The sequence below is a fragment of the Streptomyces cellostaticus genome (assembly GCF_001513965.1).
GTDB lineage: Bacteria > Actinomycetota > Actinomycetes > Streptomycetales > Streptomycetaceae > Streptomyces > Streptomyces cellostaticus.
Map to the genome: position 1 here is coordinate 11,875 of NZ_KQ948024.1, position 21,150 is coordinate 33,024.

At 70.8% G+C, this 21,150-nt stretch carries 18 protein-coding genes; 13 read left to right on the top strand and 5 right to left on the bottom strand.

Annotation, left to right across the window (positions count from 1 at the left end; all coding sequences use genetic code 11):
- Positions 1-105: 105 nt before the first annotated feature.
- Both AQI88_RS20005 and AQI88_RS20010 read left to right on the top strand, forming a co-directional pair.
- The gene (locus tag AQI88_RS20005; RefSeq protein ID WP_067000992.1) at positions 106-2,244 is read left to right on the top strand and encodes a PucR family transcriptional regulator ligand-binding domain-containing protein; all 2,139 of its coding nucleotides are present in this window, start codon (positions 106-108) and stop codon (positions 2,242-2,244) included.
- A gap of 66 nt (positions 2,245-2,310) precedes the next feature.
- The gene (locus AQI88_RS20010; protein WP_067000994.1) at positions 2,311-3,099 is read left to right on the top strand and encodes a phosphatase; all 789 of its coding nucleotides are present in this window, start codon (positions 2,311-2,313) and stop codon (positions 3,097-3,099) included.
- A 74-nt stretch (positions 3,100-3,173) separates the two neighbouring features.
- On the opposite strand, the gene AQI88_RS45995 is transcribed toward AQI88_RS20010, so the two are convergent.
- The 4 genes from AQI88_RS45995 to AQI88_RS20030 all read right to left on the bottom strand — a co-directional run bounded on the left by AQI88_RS45995 (position 3,174) and on the right by AQI88_RS20030 (position 6,741).
- Positions 3,174-3,491 (bottom strand): hypothetical protein, encoded by a 318-nt coding sequence (locus AQI88_RS45995; protein WP_067000997.1) that lies wholly within the window; start codon positions 3,489-3,491, stop codon positions 3,174-3,176.
- 470 nt (positions 3,492-3,961) lie between these two features.
- Complete coding sequence (gene tesB / locus AQI88_RS20020; protein WP_067001000.1) at positions 3,962-4,828, bottom strand: acyl-CoA thioesterase II; 867 nt, start codon at positions 4,826-4,828, stop codon at positions 3,962-3,964.
- Between the two features lie 35 nt (positions 4,829-4,863).
- Positions 4,864-6,021, bottom strand: a complete 1,158-nt coding sequence (locus AQI88_RS20025; RefSeq protein WP_067001709.1) for an acyl-CoA dehydrogenase family protein — start codon at positions 6,019-6,021, stop codon at positions 4,864-4,866.
- Between the two features lie 114 nt (positions 6,022-6,135).
- Complete coding sequence (locus tag AQI88_RS20030; protein ID WP_067001003.1) at positions 6,136-6,741, bottom strand: SACE_7040 family transcriptional regulator; 606 nt, start codon at positions 6,739-6,741, stop codon at positions 6,136-6,138.
- A gap of 96 nt (positions 6,742-6,837) precedes the next feature.
- Here AQI88_RS20030 and AQI88_RS20035 point away from each other — a divergent pair, with 96 nt between their 5' ends.
- From AQI88_RS20035 to AQI88_RS20085, 11 genes are all read left to right on the top strand, one after another.
- The gene (locus tag AQI88_RS20035) at positions 6,838-8,454 is read left to right on the top strand and encodes a carboxyl transferase domain-containing protein (RefSeq protein ID WP_067001006.1); all 1,617 of its coding nucleotides are present in this window, start codon (positions 6,838-6,840) and stop codon (positions 8,452-8,454) included.
- A gap of 11 nt (positions 8,455-8,465) precedes the next feature.
- Positions 8,466-10,394, top strand: coding sequence for an acetyl/propionyl/methylcrotonyl-CoA carboxylase subunit alpha (locus tag AQI88_RS20040; RefSeq protein ID WP_067001009.1), 1,929 nt, complete (start codon positions 8,466-8,468; stop codon positions 10,392-10,394).
- Positions 10,391-11,332: a hydroxymethylglutaryl-CoA lyase gene (locus tag AQI88_RS20045; RefSeq protein WP_067001011.1), complete on the top strand. Its 942-nt coding sequence runs from the start codon at positions 10,391-10,393 to the stop codon at positions 11,330-11,332. Before AQI88_RS20040 ends, AQI88_RS20045 begins: the two co-directional genes overlap by 4 nt.
- 5 nt (positions 11,333-11,337) lie before the next feature.
- Positions 11,338-12,498 carry an acyl-CoA dehydrogenase family protein gene (locus AQI88_RS20050; protein ID WP_067001712.1) on the top strand — a complete coding sequence of 387 codons (1,161 nt, stop codon included), beginning with the start codon at positions 11,338-11,340 and terminating at the stop codon, positions 12,496-12,498.
- Between the two features lie 162 nt (positions 12,499-12,660).
- On the top strand, positions 12,661-13,077 hold the full coding sequence (locus AQI88_RS20055; protein ID WP_067001013.1) for a hypothetical protein: 417 nt from the start codon (positions 12,661-12,663) through the stop codon (positions 13,075-13,077).
- Positions 13,078-13,252: 175 nt separating this feature from the next.
- Positions 13,253-14,299, top strand: coding sequence for an ABC transporter substrate-binding protein (locus tag AQI88_RS20060; RefSeq protein ID WP_067001015.1), 1,047 nt, complete (start codon positions 13,253-13,255; stop codon positions 14,297-14,299).
- 132 nt (positions 14,300-14,431) lie between these two features.
- Positions 14,432-15,253 (top strand): siderophore-interacting protein, encoded by an 822-nt coding sequence (locus AQI88_RS20065; RefSeq protein WP_067001018.1) that lies wholly within the window; start codon positions 14,432-14,434, stop codon positions 15,251-15,253.
- Positions 15,254-15,365: 112 nt separating this feature from the next.
- Positions 15,366-16,808, top strand: coding sequence for a lysine decarboxylase DesA (gene desA, locus AQI88_RS20070; RefSeq protein ID WP_067001021.1), 1,443 nt, complete (start codon positions 15,366-15,368; stop codon positions 16,806-16,808).
- Positions 16,792-18,069 carry a lysine N(6)-hydroxylase/L-ornithine N(5)-oxygenase family protein gene (locus tag AQI88_RS20075; RefSeq protein WP_067001024.1) on the top strand — a complete coding sequence of 426 codons (1,278 nt, stop codon included), beginning with the start codon at positions 16,792-16,794 and terminating at the stop codon, positions 18,067-18,069. The genes desA and AQI88_RS20075 overlap by 17 nt, the downstream gene beginning before the upstream one ends.
- Complete coding sequence (locus AQI88_RS20080) at positions 18,066-18,611, top strand: GNAT family N-acetyltransferase (RefSeq protein ID WP_067001027.1); 546 nt, start codon at positions 18,066-18,068, stop codon at positions 18,609-18,611. Before AQI88_RS20075 ends, AQI88_RS20080 begins: the two co-directional genes overlap by 4 nt.
- On the top strand, positions 18,608-20,377 hold the full coding sequence (locus AQI88_RS20085) for an IucA/IucC family protein (protein ID WP_067001030.1): 1,770 nt from the start codon (positions 18,608-18,610) through the stop codon (positions 20,375-20,377). Before AQI88_RS20080 ends, AQI88_RS20085 begins: the two co-directional genes overlap by 4 nt.
- A 128-nt stretch (positions 20,378-20,505) precedes the next feature.
- Here the strand turns inward: AQI88_RS20085 and AQI88_RS20090 are convergent, their stop codons facing one another.
- Positions 20,506-21,033: a hypothetical protein gene (locus AQI88_RS20090; RefSeq protein ID WP_067001039.1), complete on the bottom strand. Its 528-nt coding sequence runs from the start codon at positions 21,031-21,033 to the stop codon at positions 20,506-20,508.
- Between the last annotated feature and the right edge of the window lie 117 nt (positions 21,034-21,150).

Here is a 21,150-nt window from a genome sequence, read left to right on the forward strand (position 1 = left end):
GTACCCGCGGCTGCCGTGCTGACTTGACACTAGGTGGCCGGAAAGCGACTGCGAAGTGTACGTTTCATCCATTCGAAGCGGTACGGGGTGGAAGGAACGCACACCATGCCGGAGACGGTCGCCCCAGCAGTCCCACCGACCCCACCGATCCCGCTGTCGGCCCTGCTGGCCCGCGAGGACCTGGCCCTGCGGCAGATCGCGGGCCCCTCGGACCCGGACATCGTGATCCACTGGGCGCACACCTCGGAGATGGCCGACCCGTACCCGTACCTGCTCGGCGGCGAGCTGCTGCTGACCGCCGGGGTGCACGTCCCGGAGGCGGCGGGCTCGGGGACGTACTTCGACGACTACGTCTCGCGGATCGTGGCGGCGGGCGGCGCGGCCCTCGGCTTCGGCCTGGCTCCCGTGCATGACACGGTCCCGCGCGCCCTGGTCGCCGCGTGCGACGCGTACGGCCTTCCGCTCCTGGAGGTCCCGCCCCGGACGACCTTCTCCGGGGTGGCCCGCGCGGTCTGGCAGCTGATGGCGCAGGCCCGCCTGGCCGAGCTGCGCCGCGTCACGGAGGCCCAGCAGAGCCTCGCAGCGGCGGCCTCCCGCCCGGACCCGGTCCCCTCGGTCCTGCGCCAGCTGGCCCAGCGCCTGAACGGACACGCGGCCCTCTACGGCCCCGACGGCACCGAGATCGCGACAGGGGGCCGGGGGCCGGCGCCGGGGGTCCGGGAGGCACTGGCGGGGCTGGCGGAGGTGGTACGCCCGACGGGCCGGACGATGACGGCCGCCGACCGCACACCGAAGTCCGGCCCCCGGGCCGACCGGAGCGGCGCCGGGGGTCCGGTCCACCCTCGGGCCGACCGGAGTGACGCCGACGGCCCCGCGAACAGCGGCACGAGCACCGGCGACGGTCCGGTCCGCCCCCGGGCCGACCGGAGTGACGCCGGGGATCCCGCGGACAGCGGCACGGGCACCGGCAGCGGTCCGGTCCACCCCCGGGCCAACCGGAGCGACGCCGACGGTCCCGCGGACAGCGGCACGGGCACCGGCAGCGGTCCGGTCCACCCCCGGGCCGACCGGAGCGACGCCGGGGGTCCGGTCCACCCTCGGGCCGACCGGAGCGACGCCGACGGTCCCGCGGACAGCGGCACGGGCACCGGCAGCGGTCCGGTCCACCCCCGGGCCGACCGGAGCGACGCCGGCGGTCCCGCGGACAGCGGCACGGGTGCCTCGGCGAGCCGCGGCACGGGCAGCCCGGCAGGTGCCCCCGCGGGTGGCGTGACGCACGCCGGCGCGGGAGCAGGCTCCGGCTCGTCGGCGGACCAGCCCCGAGCCGACCGCGCCGCTCCTTCTCCCTCCCTCACCGGCAAAACCACCCTCGCAGGAGCCGGACGACCAACCTCCCCAGCCGCCGGAGCACGGCCCACCACCGCCACCCGCCCCATCCCCTCCTCCGCCGCCGACACCCTCGGTGACACGCACCTCGCCGCCTACGCCCTCGGTGCCGGGGAAGGGTTCGTTCTCGCGGTGGCCACGCCTCAGCGGGAGCCCGGGGGGCACACCATCGCCTCCGTTGCCGCCGTGCTGCTGTCGTTGCTCACCGGCGAGCACCAGAGCGGGAGCGGAGCGGCACGCTCCTCCGCGCTCGTACGGCTGTTGCTCGGCTCGGCGCCGGACGAGGTGGCACCGCTGCTGGGGGCCGGGCAGTGGGTCGTCGTGCACGCCCGGCCGGAGGCCCAGGTGCCGGACGCCGTGGCCGCCTCCGCGCTGGGGGCCGCGCTGGGGTCGCCGCTGGTCGACCTCGCCCGGGACGTCGTACGGGTGCTGGTGCCCGCCGGGCGGGAGCCGGACCCGCAGCCGGGCTGGACCCTCGGGGTCAGCGCGGCCGCCGGCCCGCGGGAGTGGCCCGCCGCCGACACCCAGGCGGCCCGCGCCCTGGCCCGCGCCCGCGCCACCCGCACCGCTCTGGTCCGGCACGGGGCGCGGCCGGGCCTTGAGGACCTGGTGCCCCCGGCGGACGCCCAGGCGCACGCCCGCGCGCTGCTCGCACCGCTCGCGGACCGGGCCGCGCTCGCCGACACCCTGCGGACCTGGCTGTCCCTGCACGGCAGTTGGGACCGTACGGCGGTGGCGCTGGAGGTGCACCGCAACACCGTGCGGCAGCGAATCGCCCGCTGCGCCGCGCTGTTGGACGCCGACCTGGACGATCCGGACGTACGGATGGAGCTGTGGTTCGCGCTGCGGCAGCGCTGAGTGACCCGTGTCCCAGGGGGCGATATGCCGACGCCGCGCACCGCCGGCTGCCTCACAATGGAAGGCATGCCGATATCCGGGACACCCAGCCGCGCCCAGCTAGTCGACCACCTGGTGAGGACCCGTATCGCGGGGGACGTCGCCACGCCCCGTGAGAACAACCTCTCCCACTACCGCAAGCTGGCCAACGGCGACCGCAACTACTGGTTCGGTCTGGAGCTGGGCGACCGCTGGTCGGACGAGCAGGACGTGCTCGCGGTCATGGCCGAGCGGGTGGGCGTCAACGACGATCCCGAGTACCGGTACGGGCAGGACACCATCGACCCCGAACTGACGGTGGACGCGCTGGAGCGCCTCGCGCGCCGGCTGCGCAAGGCGGCCGACGGCGGGCAGCGGGTGCTGTTCGCGACCGGCCACCCGGGCGGTCTGCTGGACGTGCACCGGGCCACCGCCGCGGCGCTGCGCGCCGCCGGCTGCGAGATCGTCGTCATCCCGGACGGACTGCAGACGGACGAGGGGTACGTGATGCAGTTCGCGGACGTGGCCGTCCTGGAGCACGGGGCGACGCTGTGGCACACCCACTCCGGCGAGCCGATGCGGGCGATTCTGACGGGACTTGAGCGCGAGGGGCGTCCGCTGCCGGACCTGGTGGTCGCCGACCACGGCTGGGCCGGGTACGCCGCACAGCACGGCCTCGACTCCGTCGGATACGCCGACTGCAACGATCCGGCGCTGTTCCTCGCCGAGTCCGAGGGCACCCTCCAGGTGGCGGTGCCGCTCGACGACCACGTGCTCAGCCCCCGCTACTACGACCCGATGACGGCGTATCTGCTGGCGGACGTGGGTCTGGCCTAGGGCCTGTCGCGACGACGAGCGTGTTGTTCGGCCCCGCCGGCGGGGCCGAACAACACGCTCAGGTTGTGGTCGGGTCAGTAACCTCCGTGGTCTCCGCCGCCGTGGCCGCCGTTGTCGCCGTGATCGCCGTTGCCGCCGTAGCCACCATGGTCGCCGTTGCCGCCGTAGCCACCATGGTCGCCGTTGTCGCCGTAGCCACCGTGGTCACCGTTGTCGTCGTGGTGACGGCCGTAGCCGGAGTCGTCGTCGTTCCACCAGCTGTGGTGGCCGTGGTCGTCGTCTCCGCAGTCCCTGCTGTAGGAGCCGTGGTCGTCGTGGGACGAGCTCGCCGAGGCGGTGCCCGCCGCGCCGATCGCGGCTCCGCCGGCCAGCAGCAGACCTGCTGCGGACATCGCGACAAGACGCCTCGTGCGCTGTGATCGCATGGGATATACCTTCCATCTCCATCATCTCTCGCAGCTCCTGGGGAGAGCGCGAGGTGGATGGCCGTCGCCGCGGCCAAGGGGCCAAGGGGGGACAATGCGGCGCGGTCTTCAGGTGTCACCGCAGTGGATTGAACGGCACGACGTGTGCCACCGGTGCCGACACCTGCAGCCCACCCGTACGCGGTTGCGACTTCGGGTGCTGCGGCTGAGGTCCGAGGGGTACGGAGCCTCGTCGGCCGGGCATGCCGTGCGCTGCGGCTTTCACTCAAAGAGCCTAGTACCCCATGCGTCACTCGTCATTTCGAGCAACGATCCGCCGCACGGGCCCCGGAGCGGGGTCCGGACGCACCCGGCGCGGGGCCCGGAAGGCGGCCCGCTGCCGGGTGGTCAACTCCTGTACGGCGGTGATGTGTTCGCGTTCAACAGCTCTGCGCGGATCACCGCGGGACGCGGACCACGCCCTCCTGGATGACGGAGATGGCGAGCCGCCCGTCCTGGGTGTGGATCCGCGCCTGGCCGAGGCCCCGGCCGCCGTGCGCGGACGGCGACTCCTGGTCGTACAGCAGCCACTCGTCCGCGCGGAAGGGCCGGTGGAACCACATCGCGTGGTCCAGCGACGCCCCTACGACGTCCCCTACGGCCCAGCCGCCGCGCCCGTGCGCGAGCAGCACGGAGTCGAGGAGGGTCATGTCGGAGACGTAGGTGGCAAGGACGACATGGAGCAGGGGGTCGTCGTCCAGCTTGCCGTTGGTACGGAACCACACCTGGCTGTGCGGCTCGCGCGGTTCGCCGAACCTCCCGTACGGCGGCTCGTCGACGTAGCGCAGGTCGATCGCCTCGCGGGCCTCCAGGAATCGCTCCACGACCTCGGGGGCGAGGTGGTCATAGCCGCGCAGCCGCTCCTGGGAGGTGGGCAGGGTCTCCGGGTCCGGGGCGGGCGGCATGGGGGTCTGGTGGTCCAGGCCCTCCTCGTACGTCTGGAAGGACGCCGAGAGGTGGAAGATCGGCTTGCCGTGCTGGACGGCGACCACGCGGCGGGTGGTGAAGGACCGGCCGTCGCGGATGCGGTCGACGCTGTAGACGATCGGCGCGCCGGGGTCGCCCAGGCGCAGGAAGTACGCGTGCAGGGAGTGGGCGGGCCGGTCCGCGGGGACCGTGCGCCCGGCGGCGACCAGCGCCTGCGCCGCGACCTGCCCGCCGAAGACGCGCGGGACGACGGCGGAGCGGGACCGGCCGCGGAAGATGTCCTCCTCGATCTGCTCGAGGTCGAGGAGATCGAGGAGGTCCTGAAGTGCCTGGCTCATGGCGTTAGTTGTACCGGCCAGTGATTGCGGAGACCTTACAGACCCATGTCCTTGGCGATGATCGACTTCATGATCTCGCTGGTGCCGCCGTAGATGCGGTTGACGCGGTTGTCCGCGTACAGGCGGGCGATCGGGTACTCGTTCATGAAGCCGTAGCCGCCGTGCAGCTGGAGGCAGCGGTCGATCACGCGGTGGGCGACCTCGGTGGTGAACAGCTTGGCGCTGGCGGCCTCGGCGGGGGTCAGCTCGCCGGCGTCGAGGGCCTCCGTCGCGCGGTCGACCACGGCCTCGGCCGCGTCCACCTCGGCCTGGCAGGCGGCCAGCTCGAACTTGGTGTTCTGGAAGGCGGCGACGGGCTGGCCGAAGACGACGCGGTCCTGGACGTACTGCTTGGCGAACCGGACGGCGGCCTTGGCCTGCGCGTAGGCACCGAAGGCGATGCCCCAGCGCTCGGAGGCGAGGTTGTGGCCGAGGTAGTAGAAGCCCTTGTTCTCCTCGCCGAGGAGGTCCTCGACGGGCACCTTGACGTCCACGAAGGCCAGCTCGGCGGTGTCGGAGGTCTTCAGGCCGAGCTTGTCGAGCTTGCGGCCGACCGAGTAGCCCTCGGCCTTGGTGTCCACGACGAAGAGGGAGATGCCGTGGCGGCGGTCCTCGGCGGTGGGCGCGGAGGTGCGGGCGCAGACGATCATGCGGTCGGCGTGCACGCCGCCGGTGATGAAGGTCTTGGCACCGTTGAGGACGTAGTGCGTGCCGTCCTCGGAGAGCTTGGCGGTGGTCTTCATGCCCGCGAGGTCGGAGCCGGTACCCGGCTCGGTCATCGCGATGGCCCACATCTCCTCGCCGGAGACGAACTTCGGCAGGTAGCGCTTCTTCTGCTCGTCGGTGGCGAGCAGCTTGATGTAGGGCAGGCCGAGCAGCACGTGCACGCCGGAGCCGCCGAAGTGGACGCCCGCGCGGGCCGTCTCCTCGTACATCACGGCCTCGAACTTGTACGAGTCGATGCCCGCGCCGCCGTACTCCTCCTCGACCCGGATGCCGAAGAGACCCAGCTCCGCGATCTTGTAGTAGAAGTCGCGCGGCGCCTGGCCGGCCTCGAACCACTCGTCGTACACCGGTACGACCTCGGCCTCGATGAAGGCGCGAAGGGTCTCCCGGAACGCCTCGTGATCCTCGTTGAACACCGTACGGCGCACGCCGCCCACCTCCACGTACCTCGGCATGACATCGGCATGTCTAAGCGCTTGCTCAGAGGCAACCGTACCGGCCAGTACGAAACCTCGTCCAGAGGGGTCCGGCCGTAACGCTCGTCACTCCGAGGGGGTGCCCGCCGCCGCGAACGCCCCCCGCGCCATCCGGTGCAGCAGCGCGGCCGTGGCCCCGCGCCCCGGCAGGGTGCCCGCACGGCCGAGGTGGGGGGTGGAGTTGAGCAGCCCGAAGACCGAGTGGACCGCGGACCGCGCCGTCGGCTCCGTCAGCGCCGGATAGACCTCCCGCACCACCTCCACCCACAGCTCGACGTACTGCCGCTGCAGCTGCCGCACCAGCTTGCGGTCGCTGTCGCGCAGGCGGTCCAGCTCGCGGTCGTGCAGGGTGATCAGGGGGCGGTCGTCCAGGGCGAAGTCGATGTGCCCCTCGATGAGCGAGTCCAGCACCGCCGAGGCACCGGTCTGCCCGTCGGCCTCCGCCAGGCGCCGCTTGGCCCCGGTCAGCAGCTGGCCACTGATGCCCACCAGCAGCTCTGCGAGCATCGCGTCCTTGCCCGGGAAGTGCCGGTACAGGCCGGGGCCGCTGATGCCGACCGCGGCACCTATCTCGTCCACGCCGACACCGTGGAAACCGCGCTCGGCGAACAGCCGGGCGGCCTCCTTGAGGATCTGCTCGCGGCGGGTGGGGGCGTCGGCTCTGGTGACCATGCCAGTAATTCTAGACAGCGAGGTTAGCGGTCGTTAACCTGATGGAAATGGTTAACGCTCATTAACAGTACGACCACTGGGTGAGGGGACCGCAGGATGCACGAGGCACCGGAGCTGACGAGCGCGGCAGATCCCGCGTCGGAGGCCTGGCGGGCCAATGAGGAAGCCCACCGCGAGCTGGTCGCCCAGCTGCGCGCCAAGCTCGCCGCGGCCGCCCTCGGCGGCGGCGAGAAGGCCCGCGCCCGGCACACCGCGCGCGGCAAGCTGCTGCCGAGGGACCGGGTGGACACCCTGCTCGACCCCGGGTCGCCGTTCCTGGAGCTGGCTCCCCTCGCGGCCGACGGGATGTACGACGGGCAGGCCCCGGCCGCCGGGGTGATCGCCGGGATCGGGCGGGTCAGCGGCCGCGAGTGCGTGATCGTCGCCAACGACGCCACCGTCAAGGGCGGCACGTACTACCCGATGACGGTGAAGAAGCACCTGCGCGCGCAGGAGGTGGCCCTGGACAACCGGCTGCCGTGCGTCTACCTCGTGGACTCCGGCGGCGCCTTCCTGCCGATGCAGGACGAGGTGTTCCCGGACCGCGAGCACTTCGGGCGGATCTTCTACAACCAGGCCCGGATGTCCGGCGCCGGGATCCCGCAGATCGCGGCCGTCCTCGGCTCGTGCACGGCCGGCGGCGCGTACGTCCCGGCGATGAGCGACGAGGCCGTGATCGTCCGCAACCAGGGCACGATCTTCCTGGGCGGCCCGCCCCTGGTGAAGGCGGCGACCGGCGAGGTCGTCACCGCCGAGGAGCTGGGCGGCGGCGAGGTCCACTCCCGGATCTCCGGTGTCACCGACCACCTCGCCGAGGACGACGCGCACGCCCTCAGGATCGTGCGCAACATCGTCGCCACCCTGCCCGCCCGGCAGTCCCTCCCCTGGGAGGTCACGCCGGTCGCGGAACCGAAGGTGGATCCGTTCGGGCTCTACGGCGCGGTCCCCGTGGACTCCCGTACCCCCTACGACGTCCGCGAGATCATCGCGCGCGTGGTGGACGGCTCGCGTTTCGCCGAGTTCAAGGCGGAGTTCGGGCAGACCCTGATCACCGGCTTCGCCCGCATCCACGGCCACCCGGTCGGGATCGTCGCCAACAACGGCATCCTGTTCTCCGAGTCCGCCCAGAAGGGCGCCCACTTCATCGAGCTGTGCGACCAGCGCGGCATCCCGCTCGTCTTCCTCCAGAACATCTCCGGCTTCATGGTCGGCAGGGACTACGAGGCGGGCGGCATCGCCAAGCACGGCGCCAAGATGGTGACGGCCGTGGCCTGCACCCGGGTGCCCAAGCTGACCGTCGTCGTGGGCGGCTCCTACGGCGCGGGCAACTACTCGATGTGCGGCCGGGCCTACTCCCCCCGCTTCCTGTGGATGTGGCCCAACGCCAAGATCTCCGTCATGGGCGGCGAGCAGGCCGCCTCCGTCCTCGCGACCGTCAAGCGCGACCAGCTGGAGGCGCGTGGCGAGCAGTGGCCGGGCGAGGAGGAAGAGGCCTTCAAGGCGCCGATCCGCGCGCAGTACGAGCACCAGGGCAATGCCTACTACGCCACCGCCCGCCTCTGGGACGACGGCGTGATCGACCCGCTGGAAACCCGTCAGGTGCTGGGACTCGCCCTGACGGCCTGCGCCAACGCGCCGCTGGGAGACCCCCAGTTCGGCGTCTTCCGGATGTGAGGAGGGGAACCGTGTTCGACACAGTGCTGGTGGCCAACCGGGGCGAGATCGCCGTACGCGTCATCCGTACGCTCCGCTCGCTGGGCGTGCGCTCGGTGGCGGTCTTCTCCGACGCCGACGCGGACGCGCGGCACGTACGGGAGGCCGACACGGCGGTACGGATCGGTCCGGCACCGGCCGCCGAGAGCTATCTGTCGGTGGAGCGGCTGCTCGAGGCCGCCGCCCGCACCGGCGCCCAGGCCGTCCACCCCGGGTACGGCTTCCTCGCCGAGAACGCGGGCTTCGCGCGCGCCTGCGAGGAGGCGGGGCTGGTGTTCATCGGCCCGCCGGCGGACGCGATCGCCCTGATGGGCGACAAGATCCGCGCCAAGGAGACGGTGAAGGCGGCCGGGGTGCCGGTGGTGCCCGGGTCGAGCGGCAGCGGGCTGACCGACACCCAACTCGCCGACGCGGCCCGGGAGATCGGGACGCCGGTGCTGCTGAAGCCGAGCGCCGGCGGCGGCGGCAAGGGCATGCGCCTGGTGCGGGACGTGACCGGGCTGGAGGAGGAGATCGCGGCCGCCCGCCGCGAGGCCCGCGCCTCCTTCGGGGACGACACCCTGCTGGTGGAGCGGTGGGTCGACCGGCCCCGGCACATCGAGATCCAGGTGCTGGCGGACGGCCACGGGGGCGTGGTCCACCTCGGCGAGCGCGAGTGCTCGCTCCAGCGACGGCACCAGAAGATCATCGAGGAGGCGCCCAGCGTGCTCCTCGACGAGGAGACCCGGGCCGCGATGGGCGAGGCGGCCGTACAGGCGGCACGCTCGTGCGGGTACCGGGGCGCGGGCACGGTGGAGTTCATTGTGCCGGGCGGGGACCCCTCGACGTACTACTTCATGGAGATGAACACCCGTCTCCAGGTGGAGCACCCGGTCACCGAGCTGATCACCGGGCTCGACCTGGTCGAATGGCAGCTGCGGGTGGCGGCCGGGGAGCGGCTGGGCTTCGCGCAGGAGGACGTCCGGCTCACCGGGCACGCGGTCGAGGCCCGCATCTGCGCCGAAGACCCCGCCCGCGGCTTCCTGCCCTCCGGCGGCACGGTGCTCCTGCTGAACGAGCCGCAGGACGACGGCATCCGCACCGACTCCGGGCTCAGCGAGGGCACCGAGGTGGGCAGCCTGTACGACCCGATGCTGTCCAAGGTGATCGCGTACGGCCCCGACCGCGAGACGGCACTGCGCAAGCTCCGGTCGGCCCTCGCCGAGACGGTCACGCTGGGCGTGCAGACCAACGCGGGGTTCCTGCGGCGGCTGCTGGCCCATCCGGCGGTGGTGTCGGGCGAGTTGGACACCGGGCTGGTGGAGCGGGTGGTGGACGAGCTGGTCTCCACCGACGTACCGGAGGAGGTGTACGAGGCGGCGGCGGCCGTCCGGCTGGAGGCGCTGCGGCCGCGCACCCGGGACTGGGTGGACCCCTTCTCGGTGCCGAGCGGCTGGCGCCTGGGCGGGACTCCGAAGCAGCCCGCCTTCGACCTGCGGGTGACCGATCCGGTCACGTACACCCCGCGCGGCGCCCACACCGTCACCGAGGACCGGGTCTGCGTCACCCTGGACGGCGTCCGGCACACCTTCCACCGGGCCGGTGACTGGATCGGCCGGGACGGCGACACCTGGCAGGTGCGCGACCACGACCCGGTGGCCGCCTCCCTCACCGGGGCCGCGCACGCGGGCGCCGACTCCCTCACCGCCCCCATGCCGGGCACGGTGACCGTCGTCAAGGTGGCCGTCGGCGACGAGGTCGCGGCAGGCCAGAGCCTGTTGGTGGTCGAGGCGATGAAGATGGAGCACGTCATCTCCGCCCCGCACGCCGGCACGGTCGCCGAACTGGACGTGACCCCGGGCACGACGGTCGCCATGGACCAGGTGCTGGCCGTCATCGCACCCAAGGAGGTGGCGGAATGAGCGCCGGGGGACTGCCCATGGCCGTACCGGCCCAGGACCTGCCCGCACGGGTGCGCATCTACGAGGTCGGCGCGCGCGACGGCCTGCAGAACGAGAAGGCGGAAGTCCCGACCGAGGTGAAGGCGGAGTTCATCCGCCGCCTGGCCGACGCGGGCCTGACCACGATCGAGGCGACGAGCTTCGTGCATCCCAAGTGGGTGCCCCAGCTCGCCGACGCCGAGCAGTTGTTCCCCCAGGTCGGCGATCTCGACGTGGAACTGCCCGTGCTGGTGCCCAACCAGCGGGGCCTGGACCGGGCGCTGGCGCTCGGCGCCCGCCGTATCGCGGTGTTCGCCAGCGCCACGGAGTCCTTCGCGAAGGCCAACCTCAACCGCACGCTGGACGAGTCGCTGGCCGTGTTCGCCCCGGTGGTGCGGCAGGCGAAGGACGCGGGCGTGCACGTACGCGGCTATGTCTCGATGTGCTTCGGCGATCCCTGGGAAGGAGCGGTCCCCCTCCACCAGGTGGCCCGCGTCTGCACGGCCCTGCGCGACATGGGCTGCGACGAGCTGAGCCTCGGCGACACCATCGGCGTCGCCACTCCGGGCCACGTCCTCGGACTGCTCGCCCTGCTGAACGAGGAGGGCGTGCCGACGAACACGATCGGCGTGCACTTCCACGACACCTACGGCCAGGCGCTCGCGAACACCTACGCGGCCCTGGAACACGGCGTGACCACCGTCGACGCCTCCGCCGGAGGCCTCGGCGGCTGCCCGTACGCCAAGTCCGCCACCGGCAACCTCGCCACCGAAGACCTCGTATGGATGCTGCACGGCCTCGGCATCGAGACCGGGGTCGACCTCGGCCGTCTGACCGCCACCAGCGTGTGGATGGCCGAACAGCTGGGCCGCCCGAGCCCGTCCCGTACCGTCCGCGCTCTCTCCCACAAGGACCAGTGATCAGCATGGACCACCGCCTCAGCCCCGAGCTGGAGGAACTCCGCCGTACGGTGGAGGAGTTCGCGCACGATGTCGTGGCGCCCAAGATCGGCGACTTCTACGAGCGGCACGAGTTCCCGTACGAGATCGTCCGCGAGATGGGCCGCATGGGCCTGTTCGGGCTGCCGTTCCCGGAGGAGTACGGCGGCATGGGCGGCGACTACCTGGCCCTCGGCATCGCCCTGGAGGAACTGGCCCGGGTGGACTCGTCCGTGGCCATCACGCTGGAGGCCGGTGTCTCGCTGGGCGCCATGCCCCTGCACCTGTTCGGCACCGAGGAGCAGAAGCGCGAGTGGCTCCCGCGCCTGTGCTCCGGCGAGATGCTCGGCGCGTTCGGCCTGACGGAACCGGACGGCGGCAGCGACGCCGGGGCCACCCGCACCACGGCCCGCCTGGACTCTGCCACCGGCGAATGGGTCATCAACGGCACGAAGTGCTTCATCACCAACTCGGGCACGGACATCACGGGTCTGGTGACGGTCACGGCGGTCACCGGCCGGAAGCCGGACGGCAGGCCGCAGATCTCGGCGATCATCGTCCCCTCCGGCACCCCCGGCTTCACGGTCGCCGCGCCCTACTCGAAGGTCGGCTGGAACGCCTCCGACACCCGTGAGCTGTCCTTCCAGGACGTCCGGGTGCCCGCTGCCAACCTCCTCGGCGAGGAGGGCCGGGGCTACGCCCAGTTCCTGCGCATCCTCGACGAGGGCCGCATCGCCATCGCGGCGCTGGCGACCGGCCTCGCGCAGGGCTGTGTGGACGAGTCGGTCAAGTACGCCAAGGAACGCCACGCCTTCGGCAAGCCCATCGGCGCCAACCAGGCCATCCAGTTCAAGATCGCCGACATGGAGATGAAGGCCCACACGGCCCGCCTCGCCTGGCGTGACGCGGCCAGCCGCCTGGTCGCGGGCGAGCCCTTCAAGAAGGAGGCGGCCCTGGCCAAGCTCTACTCCTCCACGGTCGCCGTGGACAACGCCCGCGAGGCCACCCAGATCCACGGCGGCTACGGCTTCATGAACGAGTACCCGGTGGCCCGCATGTGGCGCGACTCCAAGATCCTGGAGATCGGCGAGGGCACGAGCGAGGTCCAGCGGATGCTGATCGCTCGGGAGTTGGGGCTGGTGAGCTGAACTCCGGAAAAGGACCGGCCCCACGCGTGTGCCGCGCGGGGCTCGGCCCGCAGGCGCTCGCGGCCGGGTTCGGCGAATCAGGTGGTTCTGCGGGCAGGGCATTGCGTGACGGGCGTGCAGGACGTTGATCAGCGCGTCCGTCATCTGCCTGTGGAGGTAACCGTGAAAGCCGCGAAGTATGCGACCGGACTGATGCTGGGGCTGGCGGTGACCGCCACGATGGTCACCACGACTGCTTCGGCCGCACCGCACTCCGCTCTGGCCGACCATCTCGTCCTCACCAACTCCGACGACGGCCGCAGCGTGGTCCGGTCGGTCGGTGAGGACAGCGAGGTCCGGCTGACGGCCTACCGCGAGCGGGGCCTGACGTACACCTGGAGCATGCCGACTGCCACCAATGCCCGGGTCCTGGGCCGGACTGTCGGCGGCACGAGACCGGCCGGTGACGCATACGCGGTCCTGCATGCGGACAGCCCGGGCACCAGCACCGTCTCCGCCGTGCGGCAGTGCCACGCCGACCCCGGGCACGTGTGTCCCCGTGCCATCGCGCCGTGGAAGGCCACCATCGAAGTGCGCTGAGACAGCGCGCGGCGCCGGTCTTCGAGACGTGCCGAAGACCCTGAAGACCGGCGCCGCGCTTCGCTCTCGACCGTGGCGTACGCGCCCCAACCCCTGGACACCAGCTGAGGTTAGGCTAACCTACCTTCGACCTTGTCCGGCGGGCGCTCCGCCCCGTTCGAAAGCAGTCATACCCATGTCCCATACCCGTGCCACCCACCTCACTCGCCGCGGCCTGCTCGCCGCGGGCGGCGCCCTCGGACTCGGTGCCGCGCTCGCCGCCTGCGGGGACGACAAGGGGATAGGCACGGACTCCGGGAAGGCGGCCGACAGCGGCAAGTCCGGCCCCTGGAGCTTCAAGGACGACCGCGGTACGGCCGTGAAGCTGGACAAGGTCCCCGCGAACATCGTCGCCTTCACCGGTGTCGGCGCGGCCCTGTACGACTACGGCATCCAGGTCAAGGGTGTCTTCGGCCCCACGAAGACCACCGCCGGCAAGGCCGATGTCCAGGCCGGCGACATGGACATCAGCAAGGTGACGGTCCTCGGCAACACCTGGGGCCAGTTCAGCATCGAGAAGTACGCGGCGCTCGCGCCCGACGTGCTCATCACGACGATGTTCGACAACGCCGGCACCCTCTGGTATGTCCCCGAGGAGTCGAAGAAGAAGATCGCCCAGCTGGCGCCCAGCGTCGGCATCTCCGTCTACGACCGTCAGCTCACCCAGCCCCTGCAGCGCATGTGGGATCTCGCCGAGTCCCTCGGCGCCGACCTGAAGGCCGCCAAGGTGACGGACGCGAAGAAGCGGTTCGAGGACGCGGCCGCCCGGCTGCGCGCCGCCGCGAAGGCGAAGCCCGAGATCAAGGTGATGGCCGGTTCCGCCAGCGACCAGCTCTTCTACGTCTCCGGCACCAACCTCTCCATCGACCTGGAGTACTTCAAGGCCCTCGGCGTGAACTTCGTGGAGCCCCCGGAGAGCGCGAAGAAGCAGGGTGGTGGCTGGTACGAGTCGCTGAGCTGGGAGAACGTCGACAAGTACAAGGCCGACATCATCATGATGGACGACCGGTCCTCGGCGATCCAGCCCGCTGACATCAGCAAGGCCACGTGGAAGAAGTTGCCTGCGGTGAAGGCCGGGCAGGTTGTCGGGCGGTCGCCCGAGCCGATCCTGTCCTACGACAAGTGTGTGCCGTTGCTGACGAGTCTGGCGGAGGCCTTGGAGAAGGCGAAGAAGGTCAGTTAGGCGCCGGTTCGGAGGGGTGGTTCTCATCGTGGGCGACTGCGGGCCACACGTGGCTGGTCGCGCAGTTCCCCGCGCCCCCAGGCAGGCCGGACGCCCCCATGCCCAAAACCTGACGTGAATTCAGGAGCCCATATGACTACCGCCGTAGCCGCCCCGTTCCGTTTCTTTTCTCTTCAGGTCGTACGGACGAGGCGGCTCGGGCCGTCTCTGGTCCGGGTCACCTTCTCCGGTGCCGACCTGCACGCCTTTCACTCCGACGGGCGGGATCAGTCCCTGTCGCTCTTCCTGCCGCATCCGGGGCAGGCCGAACCCGTCGTCCCTCTGGAGCTGGGGGACGGGTGGTGGCAAGGGTGGCGTGAACTGCCGGACGGCATACGGGCCGTGATGCGGTCGTACACGCTCCGGGCCCTGCGGCGCGATCCCGATGAGATCGACATCGACTTCGCCCTGCACACCCCCGCCGGCCCCGCCTCCCGCTGGGCCTCCCGGGCCGCCGCCGGTGACCGTGTCCTGCTGCTCGGCCCGGCGGTCGCCGACAACCGCGCCATCCGGTTCCGGCCGCCCGAGGGCACTGATCTGGTCGTCCTGTGGGGCGACGAGACCGCCGTACCGGCCGCCACCGCCATCCTGGAGTCCCTGCCGGCGGGCACGCGTGCCCGGGCCTGGCTGGAGGTGCCGCATGCCGGTGACCTCCAGGACGTGGCGACCGAGGCGGACGCGGAGATCACCTGGCTCGTACGGCACGACGGGTCCCCCATGGCCGTCGACGCCGTACGGGCCGCTCAACTGCCTGCCGCCGAGCGGCCGTACGTCTGGATCGCCGGTGAGTCCGGCCGGGTGAAGGAGTTGCGCCGGCACTTCGTCGGTGAGCGCGGGATCGACCGGCGGCGGGTCACCTTTGTCGGGTACTGGCGGCGGGGCATGACGGAGGAACAGCTCCGCGCCGCCGAGTAACTCCCCCTGAAGTGATGCCGGTCACGGGAGAGGCATGCCCCGGCCCCTGAAACTTAGGTTAGGCTAACCTAAGTTCATTCTCGCACGGACAGTCCCCTCGGAGGACCCCCACATGCGCTCGCACCTGCTCAATGGCCTCACCGCGGAGCACTACCGCCGCTCCGTGACCGAAGGAGTCGAGCGGGTGGCGGCCAAACTCGCCACCACCGACCGTCCGTTCACCGGCGTCACCGTCGACGCCCTCGCCCCCCGCATCGACGCGGTCGACCTGGACCGCCCGCTGGGCGACACCGCCGCGGTCCTGGACGAGCTGGAGGACCTCTACCTCCGGGACGCGGTCTACTTCCACCACCCCCGCTACCTGGCCCACCTCAACTGCCCGGTGGTCATCCCGGCGGTGCTCGGCGAGGCCGTGCTCTCCGCGGTCAACTCCTCGCTGGACACCTGGGACCAGTCGGCCGGCGGCACCCTGATCGAGCGCAAGCTCATCGACTGGACCGCCGACCGGATCGGCCTCGGCCCCGCCGCCGACGGCGTGTTCACCTCCGGCGGCACCCAGTCCAACCTCCAGGCCCTGCTGCTGGCCCGGGAGGAAGCCAAGAGCGACGACCTCGCCGAGCTGCGGATCTTCGCCTCCGAAGTCAGCCACTTCAGCGTGAAGAAGTCCGCGAAACTGCTGGGTCTCGGCCCGGACGCGGTCGTCACCGTCCCCGTCGACCACGACAAGCGCATGCAGACCCTCGCGCTCGCCCGTGAGCTGGAGCGCTGCAAGAAGGACGGCCTCGTCCCCATGGCCGTCGTCGCCACCGCCGGCACCACCGACTTCGGCTCGATCGACCCGCTGCCCGAGATCGCCGAGCTGTGCGGGCAGTACGGCGTCTGGATGCACGTGGACGCCGCCTACGGCTGCGGGCTGCTCGCCTCCGTGAAACACCGGGACCGCATCGACGGCATCGAGCGCGCCGACTCGGTCACCGTCGACTACCACAAGTCCTTCTTCCAGCCGGTGAGTTCGTCCGCCGTGCTGGTCCGGGACGCGGCCACTCTGCGCCACGCCACCTACCACGCGGAGTACCTGAACCCGCGCCGCATGGTGCAGGAACGCATCCCCAACCAGGTCGACAAGTCCCTGCAGACCACCCGCCGCTTCGACGCGCTCAAACTGTGGATGACGCTGCGGGTGATGGGCGCCGACGGCATCGGCGAGCTCTTCGACCAGGTATGCGAGCTGGCCCAGGAGGGCTGGAAGCTGCTCGCCGCCGACCCCCGTTACGACGTCGTCGTGGAGCCTTCGCTCTCCACCCTCGTCTTCCGCTACATCCCGGCGGCCGTCACCGACCCGGCCGAGACCGACCGCGCCAACCTGTACGCCCGCAAGGCCCTGTTCGCCTCCGGCGACGCCGTGGTCGCGGGCACCAAGGTCGGCGGCCGCCACTACCTGAAGTTCACCCTGCTCAACCCCGAGACGACGCCGGCCGACATCGCCGCCGTCCTCGATCTGATCGCCGGCCACGCCGAGCAGTACCTGGGAGAGTCCCTTGACCGCGCGTCCTGAAGCCCACAGCAAGACCTACGACTTCGTGGGGATCGGGCTCGGCCCCTTCAACCTCGGGCTCGCCTGTCTCACCGAGCCGATCGCCGAACTGGACGGCGTCTTCCTCGACTCCAAGCCCGACTTCGAGTGGCACGCGGGCATGTTCCTGGACGGCGCCCACCTCCAGACCCCGTTCCTGTCGGACCTGGTCACGCTGGCCGACCCGACCTCGCCGTACTCCTTCCTCAACTACCTGAAGGAGAAGGGCAGACTGTACTCGTTCTACATCCGCGAGAACTTCTACCCGCTGCGGGTCGAGTACGACGACTACTGCCGCTGGGCGGCGAACGGACTCAGCAGCGTCCGCTTCAGCACCACGGTCACCGAGGTGACGTACGAGGACGACCGCTACGTCGTCCACACCCACACCGGCGAAACGTTTCGTGCCCGGCACCTCGTCCTCGGCACCGGCACCCCGCCGCACATCCCGGACGCCTGCCGGGGCCTCGGCGGCGACTTCATCCACAACTCCCGCTATCTCCGGCACAAGGCCGAGTTGCAGCGCAAGAAGTCGATCACCCTGGTCGGCAGCGGCCAGTCGGCGGCCGAGATCTACTACGACCTGCTCAGCGAGATCGACGTCCACGGCTACCAGCTGAACTGGGTCACCCGCTCCCCGCGCTTCTTCCCGCTCGAGTACACCAAGCTCACGCTGGAGATGACCTCCCCGGAGTACATCGACTATTACCACACGCTCCCCGAGGCCACCCGCTACCGCCTCACGGCCCAGCAGAAGGGCCTGTTCAAGGGCATCGACGGCGACCTCATCAACGAGATCTTCGACCTGCTGTACCAGAAGAACCTCGGCGGCCCGGTCCCCACCCGCCTGCTCACCAACTCCGCGCTGGTCGACGCCGGTTACGAGAACGGCACATACACCCTCGGCCTGCGCCAGGAGGAGCAGGAGAAGGACTACGAGCTGAGCAGCGAGGGCCTGATCCTGGCCACCGGCTACCGCTACAGCGAGCCGGAGTTCCTCAAGCCGGTCCGCGACCGCCTGCGCTACGACTCCCAGGGCAACTTCGACCTCGCCCGCAACTACGCCATCGACACCACGGGCCGCGGCGTCTTCCTGCAGAACGCCGGCGTCCACACCCACAGCATCACCAGCCCCGACCTGGGCATGGGCGCGTACCGGAACGCGTACATCATCCGCGAGCTGCTGGGCACGGAGTACTACCCGGTCGAGAAGACCATCGCGTTCCAGGAGTTCGCCGTATGACCAGCACGCGTATGACCTTCGCCTTCCGCCCGCTCGACCCCCTGAAGGACGCCGAGCTGCTGCATGCCTGGGTCACCCACCCGAAGGCGGCCTTCTGGATGATGCAGGACGCGAAGCTGGAGGACGTCGAGCGCGCCTACATGGAGATCGCGGCCGACGAGCACCACCACGCCCTCCTCGGGCTGCGGGACGGTGAGCCCGCCTTCCTGATGGAGAAGTACGATCCCGCCCACCGCGAGCTGGTCGGCCTGTACGAGCCCGAGCCCGGGGACGTCGGCATGCACTTCCTGACCCCGGCCACCGACACCCCCGTGCACGGGTTCACCCAGGCCGTCATCACCGCCGTGATGGCGCACCTCTTCGAGGACCCGGCCGCCTCCCGGGTCGTCGTCGAACCGGACGTACGCAACAAGGCCGTGCACGCCCTGAACGAGGCCGTCGGGTTCGTGCCCGAACGGGAGATACAGAAGCCGGAGAAGAAGGCCCTGCTGAGCTTCTGCACACGGGAGCAGTTCGTCGCGGCGACGGGGGTGTCCGCATGAGCCTCGCCGACGCCGTGGCCCATCTGTCCCCCGAGCGCTGGGACACCGCCAACCGCCTCCTGGTGCGCAAGGCACTCGCCGAGTTCGCCCACGAGCGGCTGATCACGCCCGAGCAGGACGGCGACCGGTACGTCGTGCGCAGCGACGACGGGCTCACCGCCTACCGGTTCGCGGCCACCCTGCGGGGCCTGGACCACTGGCAGGTCGAGGCCGAGTCCATCACCCGGCACCGCGCCGGTGTCGAACTCCCGCTCGCTGCCCTGGACTTCTTCATCGAGCTGAAGCAGGCGCTGGGGCTGAGCGACGAGATCCTGCCCGTCTATCTGGAGGAGATCTCCTCCACCCTCTCCGGCACCTGCTACAAGCTCACCAAGCCGCAGATCCCGGTCGCCGAGCTGGCCGAGGGCGGCTTCCAGGCGATCGAGACCGGGATGACCGAGGGCCACCCGTGTTTCGTCGCCAACAACGGGCGGCTCGGGTTCGGCATCCACGAGTACCTGTCGTACGCGCCGGAGACCGCGAGCCCCGTCCGGCTGGTGTGGCTGGCCGCGCACCGCTCGCGGGCGGCGTTCACGGCGGGGGTCGGGATCGCGTACGAGTCCTTCCTGCGGGAGGAGCTGGGCGAGAAGACGCTGAACCGTTTCCGCGCCATGCTCACCGGCCAGGGCCTGGACCCCGCCGACTATCTGCTCATGCCCGTCCACCCCTGGCAGTGGTGGAACAAGCTCTCCGTCACCTTCGCCGCCGAGGTCGCCCGGCAGCACCTCGTCTGCCTCGGCGAGGGCGACGACGAGTACCTGGCCCAGCAGTCCATACGGACCTTCTTCAACACCTCCGACCCGCACAAGCACTACGTGAAGACGGCCCTGTCCGTCCTCAACATGGGCTTCATGCGGGGGCTTTCGGCCGCCTACATGGAGGCGACCCCGGCGATCAACGACTGGCTCGCCCAGCTCGTCGAGGGCGACCCGGTGCTCAGGTCGACCGGCCTCACGATCATCCGGGAGCGGGCGGCCGTCGGCTACCGGCACCTGGAGTACGAGCAGGCCACCGACCGCTACTCGCCCTACCGCAAGATGCTGGCCGCGCTGTGGCGGGAGAGCCCGGTGCCGTCGCTGCGGGAGGGCGAGTCCCTCGCGACCATGGCGTCCCTGCTGCACGTGGACCACGAGGGCGCCTCCTTCACGGGCGCGCTGATCGAGCGCTCGGGCCTGCCCCCCGCCGAGTGGCTGCGGCAGTACCTGCGGGCGTACTTCACCCCGCTGCTGCACAGCTTCTACGCCTACGACCTGGTCTTCATGCCGCACGGCGAGAACGTGATCCTGGTCCTGAAGGACGGGGTCGTGCAGCGGGCGATCTACAAGGACATCGCCGAGGAAATCGTCGTCATGGACCCGGACGCGGTGCTGCCGCCGGAGGTACGGCGGATCCGCGTCGAGATCCCGGACGACCAGAAGCTGCTGTCGATCTTCACCGATGTCTTCGACTGCTTCTTCCGCTTCCTCGCGGCGAACCTGGCCACCGAGGGAATCCTGGAGGAGGACGACTTCTGGCGCACGGTCGCGGAGGTCACCCGCGAGTACCAGGAGGCGGCGCCCGAGCTGGCCGAGAAGTTCCGGCAGTACGACATGTTCGCCCCGGAGTTCGCCCTGTCCTGCCTCAACCGGCTCCAGCTGCGCAACAACCGCCAGATGGTGGACCTCGCCGACCCGTCCGGCGCACTCCAACTGGTCGGGAACCTTCAGAACCCCATCGCCGGGTTCTGACAGACGGACGGGCATCCCGGAGTACGGTCCTCCGGGATGCCCGTCAGGCTGAGATCTGCTGCGGATCGCGGCAGCGGGGTCCTGTGACCACAGATGGCGGTGAACCAAGCTGAACGACTTACAGGGCGTCAGCCCACCCACCCCTGCAACAACCCCTCCCGCTCCGCCCTTCGAGGCGACCCGCCTTCCCACGCGCGGCCCCACTCCGACATTGCCGTCAACGTCGTCGCCATCGTCGCGGCGCCCTCCGTGAGGCGGGACAGGAGAGCGCGGGAGAGGTCGACCTCCGTCTGGGAGTAGCCGACGGCTGCGGCGACGTACGCCGTCAACTCGTGCTCACCGACGGTTGAAGCCACGCACACCGTCATCATCGGCGGGTCCTCGCCCGTCAGGCCGACGCCCGCGGACAGAGCCACGTCCAGCACCATGCCCAGAGCGAGGTCCTTGACCGCGCCGGCCTGCCGCTTCAGGGACTTCACGGGGACGTCCGCCACCGTCAGGGCATGCACGTCCTCCCACAGGTAGAGGCCGGACTGTCTGTCGCCGAGGGCCACCACGCCTTCGGGGGTCAGGCGTACCCCAGGAGCCAGACCGGACGGCTTCGCGCCCACGTACACGTCACTCCCGGCGATCCAGAACAGGCCCACCATGGCCATGGGTTTGCTCACTCCCCCGACGACGGCACCGCCGTCGTTTCCCCATCGAACGATCAGGTCGTCCTCCGCAACGCGCGAAGGATCCCGGGAGTTCCCGCCTCGGGAGACGGACGGGCA